This is a genomic window from Psychromonas sp. SR45-3 (assembly GCF_014163575.1).
Classification (GTDB): Bacteria; Pseudomonadota; Gammaproteobacteria; order Enterobacterales; family Psychromonadaceae; genus Psychromonas; species Psychromonas arctica.
Genome location: NZ_JACJDP010000026.1, coordinates 48071 through 59712, shown reverse-complemented (window position 1 = coordinate 59712; position 11642 = coordinate 48071). Strand labels below are relative to the sequence as shown.

The window sequence follows — 11642 nt, the reverse complement described above, 5'->3', positions numbered from 1 at the left end:
TGGTCTGATCCCATTTGATTACGTCAATGCTTGCCTTGATGAACTGTGCAAACCAGAACCCGATATCGATAGCTTGTTACCATGGAATGTTAAAAAGTAGGTGTGGTTCGCTAGACGCTTACCTTTAAAATGACTTATATTGTTTGTCTCTTTTTGAACTATACCCATGTGAGAAACAAAAAAACCACCCCGAAGCATGTCTTTAGGGTGGGTTTTATCGTTTTGGCAACTTTTTTCCACTGGGTCGATGCTATTGACACCACCAGCATACTCTAATCAGTAAAACACTTTGGTATCGATTGAACTAACTCATTCTTTACCTTTAAAGAAAATGAACCATACTGCCCAGAAACATCTGATTGAGAATGTCCAAGAATAGTATTTTGCACATCATTTCTAACATTGAGTTCACGACACATCGTAATAAATGTGTGCCTAAAGCCGTGCATGGGTTTCATCCCTTTATGATTAACACCTAGGTCATCACGCAGATATTTGCTAAACCAAACACGAACACGTGTATTGTATTTTTTATCAGTCCCAGTTTTAGTCAGCTTGGGAAACAACCTTCCCGATGAAGGTAAATCACCGACGTAATCTGCAAAACCAAGCTCAATTACATGGTTATGCAACGGGACAGCCCTTACCGAACCATCATTTTTTAAAGATTGATCATCTTGTTCATTGGTAATCACTAAATGAGGTACTTCATGGGTTAATTTTATATCAGAGAGATGCAATTGGGCTATCTCTTCAACTCTAGCCCCAGTGTAATACAGCAAAATAGGTATCCAATAATGCGCCCTTCCATAATCAGCTTTTACAGGCCCATAATTATCATGAAACAGCTTAGAACTAAAAATAGTAGTTATTTGCCCCTTATTGAATCCCTTATCTCCCTTGATTGATTTACTCGTTTTAATGTCTGATACAGTCCCTATTACTGGATTTATATCAATATAATCTTGTGAAACACCATAGGTAAACACCGCAGATATTGCATTAATTTGGTTTCTCACACTTGTTGCAGATGTTCTTGGTAACTTTTCTTCATCAGCTTTTTCTATTTGCTTAGCTAAGGGTAAGGCTTTTATTTTTGCATTAGGCTTAACAGGTAACTTTTCCAGTAATAAGCGGAACTTAGCAACATCTCGCTTTTTAATACTAGTAACGGTTCGCCCTGAATAGGTAGTTAAAAATTTATTCATAGGAGCAGAATAAGTGCGAATCCTTGCCTCTGCTCTATCAGGCTCTCTGGAAGTCAATGTAGCTTTATACTCTTCCCATAAATCTTCAACTGTGAAGCCCTGCACATCAACCTCAGAGGGAGTATCAATCAATTCAACTCCTTGTTTAACGAGATCTAAGTTGCTTATTTCACGCTTTAACGCGCTTTGAGTTAGCTCTACGTACGCAACAGCAAACTCGCGTAATAACTTGCGATAATTGTTACCTTCGATGATTGGTGTTATTTGAAATGAAGCTAGGTATGGAGTCAGTTCATTTGAGAGCAAAACATTAAGTTGCTTGAAATATTTATCATGCTTTTTTTTAATAATTTCAGGTTTCAATGCCACGCCATCTTTTTGGGATTTTTTAATGTGCATATCCAAGGAACTAAAGTCATCTAATACCATGAGAACAGGGGCATTGTTTTCTTCTATCAAGCCTGCATAACGGTTTAAATAAGGATTTACAGCGTTAGCACTACCAGCAAAGCTGGTGGCAACGGACTTGCGCCACTCAAAGATAATACTTTTGATCACAGCATCAGTTAGCAGAGATTCACTTTCAAGAGTTCTGCGAGCACGTTCGAGTTCAGCTTGAAACTCAGCAAGCACGATTGGATGTTGCAATCGTGCTTCACGTTCGCTTTTAGTTCTTAACGATCGCTTCAATTCTCTTTTGTTAAGAACTGAACGCAGTTCAGCAGGGACAGTTAACCGTGTTAACCACATGCCATGGGAGTTTTTTACAGGAGAGGACATTTTCAACACCAATTTGTACCACCTTTTTGTACCAGTAAGTTGATTTGGCTGATACAAAAAGTAGGGGTAAGTTTGCCGATAAAGCTATACTACACGGCATGTTGCTGATTTAGAAATGAAAAAGCCCCGACATAAGTCGAGGCTTTAAAATGTGGCAGGGGTGGAGAGATTCGAACTCCCAACATACGGATTTGGAATCCGTCGTTCTGCCGTTGGAACTACACCCCTGCAGACGAAACGGATAATACCTAAGCAAATTTCAAAGTAAAGCAATTTTTTATGGATATCAACCGACTGATTGTAAAACAATCAATAATTATAATATTTAACAATTAAAGTCATCAATCAGTATAACAGCGTTGCTATTAACTTAACTCAAAAAAGCTGTCGCCATTTTCTGATCAGGGACAGAGCCAGAATGTACTAACTTACCATCAATGGAAATAGCTGGTGTAGTAAGCACTCCCGCTTCCATAATAGCTTGTAAATCTGTCACTTTTTCTACTTTAATCGCAACACCTATCGCTGTCGCTGTTTTTTCTAATACCTCCGCAGTTGCAATACAGTTTTTGCAACCAGAACCATATACATTAATATTTTTCATTTTTATCTCCTTTATTTTAAAGATTAATAGCGTTAAATAACCAACCTAATAAACTCAATGCGACTAACAAATATGCTGCAATGATAAATAAAAGCCGTTTGCTCATGACCTGTTTCAGCATCATGAATTCTGGTAAACTGACCGCGACTGCGCTCATACAAAATGCTAATGTTGTACCTAATGGCACCCCTTTTAATAACAAACTTTCTAACACTGGCACTATCGCTGTCGCATTAATGTACATAGGGATCGCAAGTACAGTGGCAAGTGGAACCGACCACCACTGTTTAGCACCTAAATGGTCACTGAACCATTGCGCGGGAATAACGCCATGAATCAACGCGCCAATGGCGACGCCAATAATCACCCACTTCCAAACACGCTTGAAGATATTTAGCGTTTCTTCCTTAGCAAACTGATGGCGCGCTAATAGACTCATTTTATGAGCAGTATATTGAACGGGGTTTACCTGTTGTTCCGACTGGTATTGCTTTGCCAAGAATGGTACTAACCAACGTTCAGCTTTGATAACATCGATTAAAAAGCCCGCAAAAATTCCTAACGAAATACCAATAGCAATATAAATAATAGTAAATTTTAATCCTAGCAATGAACCTAGCATGACCACCACAACTTCGTTGATTAGCGGTGAAGTGAGCAGAAAGGCAATCGTAACGCCAAGAGGAATACGGGCCGAGACGAACCCCATAAAAAGAGGAATAGAACTACAGGAACAGAATGGGGTGACTGAGCCAAAAAATGAACCGAGTAAATAACCAATAAAACGATGCTTTCCTTGCAAGTAATATCTTACTTTTTCAGGATTAAGTGCTGCTCTTATGATGGCAATAAAATAAATCAATACCAATAAAAGTACTAATATTTTACTCGTATCTTCTATAAAAAAATGTAACCCATTCGCTAACGGTGTCTCTTTAACAAGACCTAAAAGGTCATAGGTAATGTAATTTGCAAGATAAGTGAACCAGACTAACATTGGCTTTCTCCAACTATTTTGTGTTTATACTCTTAACACGTTTAGTCATCGAAAAAGATGCAGATTTTTTAAATTATTTTTAGGTTGGTTATTTTCTAAGGGTAAAACTACATACTTTGTTATGTTCGAATTTGACTTGGCAAGCACTCACCATTCGTCGCCGTAATCTTTTCCGTGCGCGTTGAATTCTTGATTTAGTGGCGGTTAAGGAGAGCTGTTTTAATTGTGCATACTTAGTTTGTTTCATTCCCTGTATATCGCACAGCTCAATAATCTCTTGATCATCTTCATCTAACTCTAAAATAACACGAGTCATGCAGTGTTGAAGGTCAGTCATAAGCGTTGCATTATCTTGTGAATCTCCTTGAGTTTTATCTTCAACCTCTAACTCAGGTACAGTTATGCGTAATTTAGATTTTCTATAACTGTCTATAAAACAGTTATGTGCGATTTTGAACAGCCAACTTTTTGCATCTTCAATACGACAAAACACTTGTTTGTGTTGCAGCGCTTTGATGAAGATGTCCTGCAATAGATCTTGGGCTTGATCTTGGTTACCTGTTTGCTTTATCAGCCAACTTTTTATTGCATATTCGTTATCGTGCCAAGCCTTCATCAAACAGTGCATAAGCACCTACCTTTATCATCTCACTTCAGTTGTCATTAAATAGACATTAACGAAAATAATACTGTACAGCTTCATCAAATAACATTACTTTTTACAGCCTTCAAGATATTTTCTTTAAAAGGACCTAACGACATGAGCACCAGACCACTGATAAAGCCCGTCACTCCTAACTTCTCTTCAGGGCCTTGCGCCAAAAGACCAGGATATGACCTAGGGAAACTAAACCAGTCAACACTAGGTCGCTCACATCGCTCCGATATAGGTAAAAAAGCGTTACAGCAAGTGCTCACCGATACTGCCGAGCTATTAAACTTACCAGCAGGCTACCGTGTAGGGATTGTGCCAGCATCAGACACTGGTGCAATGGAAATGGTCATGTGGTCGATGCTAGGTCCTCGAGCTGTGGATATTTGTTACTGGGAGTCTTTTGGACAAGGCTGGTATGCAGATATCACTAAACAACTAAAGCTAGAAAACGTAAATGAAATTAAAGCAGGTTACGGACAGCTGCCCGATTTAAGCCAAGTCAAACCTGAAAATGATTGCATCTTTACTTGGAACGGCACCACTTCAGGCGTCAAGGTTGATAATGCTGACTTTATTAGCGATACACGAGAAGGTTTAACTATCTGTGACGCGACTTCTGCTGTATTTGCCATGGATATGCCGTGGGAAAAATTAGATGTAACAACCTTTAGTTGGCAAAAAGTATTAGGTGGTGAAGGAGCTCACGGTGTAATCATTTTAAGCCCTCGTGCTGTTGAACGTTTAGAAAGTTATACTCCGAACTGGCCATTACCTAAGATATTTAGACTGACTACAGGTGGAAAGTTAATTGATGGGATCTTCACAGGCGCAACCATCAATACTCCATCAATGTTATGTGTAGCAGATTATCAAGATGCTTTGAACTGGGTTAAGTCGATCGGTGGTGTTGATGCTTGCATTAAAAAATCCCAAGCAAATTTAGCCATATTAAGTGAATTTGTAGCCAACCATAAATGGATCCATTTTTTAGCAGAAAAAGAGAGTATTCGTTCTAATACTAGCGTCTGCTTCTCAGTCGATTTATCTGATAAGCAGTTAAAACAGTTTATTAAGTTACTTGCGGACCAAGAAGTCGCTTTTGATATTGGTGCTTATAAAGATGCCCCAAGTGGATTACGTATCTGGTGTGGTAGCACCGTTGAGCAAAGTGATTTAGAAGCTTTAATGCCTTGGCTTACATGGGCTTATCAAACGATTACTGAAGTTTAATTTTTAAATTATAAGCAATGTAATAAGCAAGCTATAAAGAACGAAAAAATTGAGGTAAAAGTAATTTAACCACGAAGGTACGAAGGGGCAAGAAGCTAAAAATGAAAGTCATAAAATTATTTTTTTAACGATAGTCTTTCTTCGAGCCCTTCATAAAGGGCAGCGCTTCGTGGCTATTTTTCTTGTTAAATCAAAAGTAATTTGCCATCAACACTAGCAATACAAATTTAACAGACAAAAATTTGCTTTAATAAAACACAAAATTCAATACAAGCGGTATAGTTTTTTGCTGCAATGCTGTAACTTACTATTCATAAAAAGGTAATTAAATAAGTATTACTACCTAACCTATTACTCCTGAACAATTAATGAGGTACTCCATGAGCAACAAACAATTCGATTTTGATTACATCTGTATCGGCGGCGGCAGTGGCGGTATCGCTTCAGCTAATCGTGCTTCAATGTATGGTGCAAAAGTAGCAATCATTGAAGCCAAAGATTTAGGTGGCACTTGTGTCAATGTTGGTTGTGTACCGAAAAAAGTCATGTGGCATGGAGCACAAGTAGCCGAAGCCATTAACCTGTACTCTGCGGATTATGGCTTTGACCTTGATGTAAAAGGCTTTAATTGGGCTAAAATGGTTGAAAATCGTCAAGCTTATATTGGTCGAATCCATGAGTCCTATGATCGTGTATTAGGTAACAATAAAGTAGAAGTCATTAAAGGCTTTGCTACTTTCGTTGATAAAAATACCGTTGAAGTCAATGGTAAAAAAATCACTGCAAAACACATTACTATTGCAACTGGCGGCCGCCCTTCTATTCCTAATGTACCAGGTGCTGAGCTAGGTATTGATTCTAATGGTTTTTTTGATATTACCGAACAACCTAAACGCGTAGCTGTTGTGGGTGCAGGTTACATTGCCGTTGAAATAGCAGGCGTATTAAGTGCATTAGGCACAGAAACTCACCTGTTTGTACGTAAAGAATCACCATTACGCAGTTTTGATCCACTTATCGTTGATACCTTAGTTGAAGTAATGGCTGCTGAAGGACCTACATTACATACTCATTCTACGCCAAAACAGATCACCAAAGAAGCAGATGGTAGCCTGACACTTGAACTAGAAAATGGTCAAAGCCACAATGTAGATACGTTAATTTGGGCGATTGGTCGCCACCCTGCTACTGATAAGCTTAATCTTGCAGCAACTGGCGTTGCAACGAATGCATCCGGATACATTAAAGTTGACCAATACCAAGAAACTAATATTCCTGGCATTTATTGTGTCGGAGATATCATGGAAGGTGGTGTTGAGTTAACACCTGTTGCAGTAAAAGCAGGCCGCCAATTATCAGAGCGTTTATTTAACAACAAACCTGAAGCAAAAATGGATTATGATTTAATTCCAACCGTGGTATTTAGTCATCCACCGATTGGTACTATTGGACTAACCGAGCAACAAGCGATTGAACAATATGGCCAGAAAAACGTGAAAGTTTACCAGTCAGGCTTTACTGCCATGTACACAGCAGTCACTCAACATCGTCAACCTTGTAAAATGAAACTAGTTTGCGCGGGAGAAAATGAAGTTGTTGTTGGCTTACACGGTATCGGTTTTGCGGTTGATGAAATGATCCAAGGCTTCTCTGTTGCAATGAAGATGGGCGCGACTAAAGCAGATTTTGATAGTGTCGTTGCGATACACCCAACAGGCTCGGAAGAGTTTGTTACTATGCGTTAAACACACAGTTTATGGTTACACTTCATAGACATGAGTTAAAAAACTTATAAATTAAAACGGTATCTATACAATTTTATTTTAATCGATACCGTTTTATTTTCATTCCAGTCCACTTTTTATTATTAGATAATCCGTATTTAATCCTCGATTCACATAACAAATCACTTACTTTAGACTGAAATATATTCATTATATTGAAATGAACAACCTGTTATTGAGCTAGTTACACATAGATTATAAGTAACGGGTTTCATCCCCTGCTCTCGATTATATCAAAGCATTCAAGATGCTGATACTTAGCAAATCCATAATCTGCTGCATACATTTTTATAAAGATTATTAGACCTTTAGTCCTCCCATAACTTATATACTGGTTACGAATCAATATGTATGATTCAATCATCAACTCGGACACCATATGATGTGGCATGATGCCCTTTCGACGATTGGCTGTATTAACTTTTCATCTAAAAATGTAAAACAAGTATTTTATTTAAATACCTAATTCTCAGTGCTTATTTAGTGCTTATCGAATATTACAACGTCATCCTATATTTAAAATAAGAGTTAGTGCTCCACAGAACAAGCCGTGATGCACACATCCTTATTCCTATTATAAAAGGATAATAAAGCAGCAATTTAATCCGTTAGATCTTTATGTTTATTGAACCTACTCACTTAAGGGCGATACCAATCACACTAATGAACTGATCTATTTCGCTTGTTAAAATAACTTATTTCTTCGTTGTAAGTTTCATAAAGGGAATAGCCATTTACCTCAACCTACGCATTAAACTAAGTCATTTTTCCAGCGCAAAATTTAGAATACTTATTTAATATAATTGATATTAAATAATTTTTGTATCTTGATGGAGATCGATATAAATAAAGCCATGAGAGCTGAGTGAAAGGGCAGAAAACGAGTTATTTCAGGTGATAGCGGATGTAAAACTGAAGTTAAAGCAACGTTTATTTAACGCAAAAAAAAGCGGTTAGATAAACTAACCGCTTTATATTAGAAAATAAGATTAAAGTTATATGTGGATGAAATTAGCTCAATTCAGGCAATTTATCGTTATTATCGTCATCATCATCTTCATTAACAACACTAACAGCTTTCACTAGTAGTAGACCTATAGCGAACACGATACCACCACATAAAACAAAGATTAAACTTTCGCTAAATGTATTTGGCAAGAAGAACATCCCCATAATACCAATACCAGCAATCGCAATTAATTTACCTAACATTGTACGTTGTTTGTTATCAAGGTGAGCTTGAGCACTAGACGTATTATGTAAAGGTGTTGCTAAGTTAGTAAAGAATGTATCAATATCTTTTTCACGATGCTCTGCTAAAGGTTTGTAGAACGCCATCGTAGAGATGAAGAAACCACCAGTAACAACAATATGACCGATTAGACCAAGAGCAACTTTAAGATCTTTCCATTCACGACCAGTTAAAGCAGTATCTAGATTGAACCAATTTTGAATATCTTCTGCAGAGATAACTAAACCAACGTAATAAGATACACAAGCACCAACAGCTAATGTTGCCCAAGCAGCCCAATCCGGTGTTTTACGAATGAAGAAACCTAGGAACGTAGGTACTGTCATAGGGAAACTGATCAAGGCACCTACATACATCATTGTATCAAATAAGCTCAAACCTTTAAGTGAGTTGATGAATAATGCAACACCAATGATAATTAAACCAAACGCCGTTGAGGTGATTTTAGAACAAGTTACTAACTCTTTCTCAGTTGCTTTAGGACGAACAACAACTTGGTAGAAGTTTTTAACAAAGATACCTGAGTTACGATTTAGACCTGAATCCATTGAAGACATTGTCGCCGCAAACATCGCAGAGATAAGTAAACCAACCATACCAGCAGGCATGTACTCATCAACAAAGTATAGGTAAGCATAATCAGCTGCTTTTTTACCTGCGTCAGGGTATATAGCTGATAAGTCAACACCAGTAGATGCAAGGAACCAACTTGGTAGGAACCAAATTAATGGGCCCATTGTCATTAATACACAAGCTAATAGTGCTGCTTTACGAGCATTTTTTGAATCTTTTGCTGCAAGGTAACGGTATGAGTTAAGCATGTTATTAGTAATACTGAATTGCTTAACAAAAATAAAGAATGACCATATAGCAAAGATACTTAAGTAGTTAATCTGTGTACCAACAAGGAAGGTTACTTCACGTGTTTGTTCAAAACCATCAATGATATTTGAAATACCACCACCAAGATTAAGCGCAATAATCGCACAAGTAATAGTTACTGACATGATGATAACCATCTGCATAAAGTCAGATGCGATAACCGCCCATGAACCACCTGTTACAGACATCGCTAATACAACAAGTCCTGTAGCCCATATAGTATATTCAATATCAACGTTAAATAGACCAGAAGCAATGATAGCGAGTGCATTTAACCAAATACCAGCATTAATAACACTGGTTGGCATGCTCGTCCAAGTAAACACTTGCTCATTTTTACTACCAAAACGTTGGCGAACTGCTTGGATTACCGTTACAACACGTAGTTGGCGGAATTTAGGAGCAAAATAGGCGAAATTCATAAAGTAACCGAATGCGTTAGCCATGAAGATAATCGCTACGGTAAAACCATCGTTATATGCCTTACCGGCTGCGCCAGTAAATGTCCAAGCACTAAATTGTGTCATGAAGGCAGTTGAACCTACCATCCACCAGAGCATGTTACCGCCCCCACGAAAGTAATCACTTGTATTGGTTGTAAATGTTCTAAACATCCAGCCAATGGCAATGAGAAATAGGAAATAAACTCCTACTACTAATAAATTAAAATCCATATTGATGTCCTTTAGAGTTAATAAGATTATGTAGACCATATAACAGAGCTACGCTTATTTGTATTACAATAGTAGAAGTATGTGATTGGAATCATATTTAATGATGACTGTTTACAAATAACCTAACCTAGATCAAATTCACGCAGCTTCTTCATAAATGAACAAAATTCAGTAACAAAGGGAAAATTTAAAATAACTGATGTAATTACTTCAAAGTAAAATATAAAATAACTTTAAAAAACAACAACTAACAGAAACTAAATGATATTAAAACTAATTTTCATTCACTTTATGCTAATGAAATTTAAATATAAAAGGCTAAAAAACAAATTTGGATAGTTTGCGTCATATGAGTAAAAAAAGAAGAAATGATGTAGTTAGAATAATATAATTAACAATAAAAAGGCTTTGCCACAGAAAGAATACAAAAACAACACACCAATAAAAAGTAACACAAATTAAAATTTAAAAGTGTTATCCAGCTCTCTATAAATACTAATACTTTTCATTAAAAACAAACAAAACAGATGCAAGACACTGATAGAAAAGAGCTTTAATTTTAACGGCAGTACAGAAAATAATTTAACCATAAAAATAAGAGCCCTATCACAGAACAAAATGACAAAAATTATGTATCCTATTTGTATTATGAAATACCAATTAAAAATCGATACAAAAGAAGAGATTTAAGTTTTACTGCTCAAAATGTAACAAAACCTATTTGGCTTTAATTGAATGTAACAACAATCGACTTATTGGCAATAAAACTAATACATAAATTTAACACATCAACATCACATCAACATGGATGATAACAATGAAATTACAAAATAAATTAATATTTGCTGTTGCAACAACCTTATTATCAAGTGCAGCTTCTGCTGCTCAAATCGATTTCCGTCATGAGTGGCGTTCTCATGATAATAAAGAAGCGAGTCGTGTAAAGTTAGGTACTGGCTTCAACATCGAGAGTGTTGATAACCTAAAAGCAAACATTGGTATTGAGATGAAGTTTGCCAGCTTTGACAGAACTAAAACGCTGAGCAATACAGAGTTGACGGAAACAGAGTTAGACTTAGGTTTAACTTACAAAATGGGCAAATGGCAAATTAAACCAGGTATGCCAATTGCTTTAACAGATCGTAAAACGACATTTAAACCACAAATTCGTGTTGTTTATAAATCTGATTTTGGTTTAACCACTGCGTTACGTTACCGTCATGAATTTGCAAACTATTCAGATCCTACGGATGGGGATACCAACGTTGAAACAGGTTTAAAGGTAAACGATCCAACTAAATCTAAAGTGACTTTAACGGGTTCTTATAAATTTGAATCTTTACCTAACTTAAAGTTAAGCTACGAAGCTAACTACATTAAGTCATGGGATAAAGTTAAACAATTTGATAATAAAGATTGGGAGTACGATGCTGGTATCGTAGTCGGCTACCAATTTGGCAACTGGCGCCCATTTGCAGAGATTTGGACTATAGATGAAGGTTCAAGTTCAAGTAAAAGACAAGCTAAGTACCGCGCTGGTATTAAATACAAGTTCTAAAACGATAAAATTATTTGG

At 36.8% G+C, this 11642-nt stretch carries 8 protein-coding genes and 1 tRNA gene; 3 read left to right on the top strand and 6 right to left on the bottom strand.

All coding sequences use genetic code 11. From position 1 onward, the window contains the following. Nucleotides 1-272 precede the first annotated feature (272 nt). The 5 genes from H5084_RS13695 to H5084_RS13675 all read right to left on the bottom strand — a co-directional run bounded on the left by H5084_RS13695 (nucleotide 273) and on the right by H5084_RS13675 (nucleotide 4217). Nucleotides 273-1988 carry a site-specific integrase gene (locus tag H5084_RS13695; protein WP_182690822.1) on the bottom strand — a complete coding sequence of 572 codons (1716 nt, stop codon included), beginning with the start codon at nucleotides 1986-1988 and terminating at the stop codon, nucleotides 273-275. Between the two features lie 152 nt (nucleotides 1989-2140). Further along, nucleotides 2141-2216, bottom strand: a tRNA-Trp gene (locus tag H5084_RS13690). Nucleotides 2217-2358: 142 nt separating this feature from the next. After that, entirely contained in the window at nucleotides 2359-2592 is a 234-nt protein-coding gene (locus H5084_RS13685; protein ID WP_028868624.1) for a thioredoxin family protein, read from the bottom strand. A 16-nt stretch (nucleotides 2593-2608) separates the two neighbouring features. Next, nucleotides 2609-3589, bottom strand: coding sequence for a permease (locus tag H5084_RS13680; protein WP_028868625.1), 981 nt, complete (start codon nucleotides 3587-3589; stop codon nucleotides 2609-2611). Nucleotides 3590-3677: 88 nt separating this feature from the next. After that, on the bottom strand, nucleotides 3678-4217 hold the full coding sequence (locus H5084_RS13675; protein ID WP_182690821.1) for a sigma-70 family RNA polymerase sigma factor: 540 nt from the start codon (nucleotides 4215-4217) through the stop codon (nucleotides 3678-3680). 132 nt (nucleotides 4218-4349) lie between these two features. On the opposite strand from H5084_RS13675, the gene H5084_RS13670 reads away from it, so the two are divergent. Next, nucleotides 4350-5474, top strand: a complete 1125-nt coding sequence (locus H5084_RS13670) for a phosphoserine transaminase (protein WP_182690820.1) — start codon at nucleotides 4350-4352, stop codon at nucleotides 5472-5474. A gap of 380 nt (nucleotides 5475-5854) precedes the next feature. Continuing rightward, on the top strand, nucleotides 5855-7219 hold the full coding sequence (gorA, locus tag H5084_RS13665; protein WP_182690819.1) for a glutathione-disulfide reductase: 1365 nt from the start codon (nucleotides 5855-5857) through the stop codon (nucleotides 7217-7219). Between the two features lie 1050 nt (nucleotides 7220-8269). On the opposite strand, the gene H5084_RS13660 is transcribed toward gorA, so the two are convergent. Then, entirely contained in the window at nucleotides 8270-10066 is a 1797-nt protein-coding gene (locus H5084_RS13660) for a sodium:solute symporter family transporter (protein WP_028868629.1), read from the bottom strand. An 817-nt stretch (nucleotides 10067-10883) separates the two neighbouring features. Between H5084_RS13660 and H5084_RS13655 the strand changes: the two genes are divergently transcribed. Continuing rightward, nucleotides 10884-11624, top strand: a complete 741-nt coding sequence (locus tag H5084_RS13655) for an oligogalacturonate-specific porin KdgM family protein (RefSeq protein ID WP_028868630.1) — start codon at nucleotides 10884-10886, stop codon at nucleotides 11622-11624. The last annotated feature ends 18 nt before the right edge of the window (nucleotides 11625-11642 follow it).

Excerpts from the sequence above, each read along its gene's own strand:
- H5084_RS13685 (WP_028868624.1), bottom strand. The coding sequence starts at position 2,592 with ATGAAAAATATTAATGTATATGGTTCTGGTTGCAAAAACTGTATTGCA.
- H5084_RS13680 (WP_028868625.1), bottom strand. The coding sequence starts at position 3,589 with ATGTTAGTCTGGTTCACTTATCTTGCAAATTACATTACCTATGACCTT.
- H5084_RS13675 (WP_182690821.1), bottom strand. The coding sequence starts at position 4,217 with ATGCACTGTTTGATGAAGGCTTGGCACGATAACGAATATGCAATAAAA.
- H5084_RS13695 (WP_182690822.1), bottom strand. The coding sequence starts at position 1,988 with ATGTCCTCTCCTGTAAAAAACTCCCATGGCATGTGGTTAACACGGTTA.
- gorA (WP_182690819.1), top strand. The coding sequence starts at position 5,855 with ATGAGCAACAAACAATTCGATTTTGATTACATCTGTATCGGCGGCGGC.
- H5084_RS13660 (WP_028868629.1), bottom strand. The coding sequence starts at position 10,066 with ATGGATTTTAATTTATTAGTAGTAGGAGTTTATTTCCTATTTCTCATT.
- H5084_RS13670 (WP_182690820.1), top strand. The coding sequence starts at position 4,350 with ATGAGCACCAGACCACTGATAAAGCCCGTCACTCCTAACTTCTCTTCA.
- H5084_RS13655 (WP_028868630.1), top strand. The coding sequence starts at position 10,884 with ATGAAATTACAAAATAAATTAATATTTGCTGTTGCAACAACCTTATTA.